1 protein-coding gene is annotated in these 263 nt (G+C 63.9%); it reads right to left on the bottom strand.

Going from position 1 to position 263, the window contains the following annotated elements; translation table 11 throughout:
* The coding region (locus tag SB764_RS41325) for an aldehyde dehydrogenase family protein (RefSeq protein WP_410866944.1) at window positions 1-263 on the bottom strand (263 nt) is incomplete at both ends.

Raw genomic sequence — 263 nt, 5'->3', positions numbered from 1 at the left:
TGCACGAGTCGCGCGAATTCGAGCAGGGGACCGGGCGCTTCTTCCGATGCCTTGAGCACCACCGTGCAGCCCGCGGCAAGCGCGGGGCCGAGCTTCACAGCGGAGAGAAACAACTGGCTATTCCACGGCACGATCGCGGCCACCACGCCCACCGGCTGACGTTCGAGCCAGACCTGCATGTCGGGCTTGTCGACGGGAATATGGCTGCCTTCGATCTTGTCGGCGATACCGGCGTAATAGCGGTAATACTCCGCGACGTACGC

This window comes from Paraburkholderia sp. SIMBA_027, assembly GCF_046535315.1.
GTDB classification, from domain to species: domain Bacteria; phylum Pseudomonadota; class Gammaproteobacteria; order Burkholderiales; family Burkholderiaceae; genus Paraburkholderia; species Paraburkholderia tropica.
Note: the sequence above shows the minus strand (reverse complement) of the source record. Positions and strands in the feature narration are given on the sequence as shown.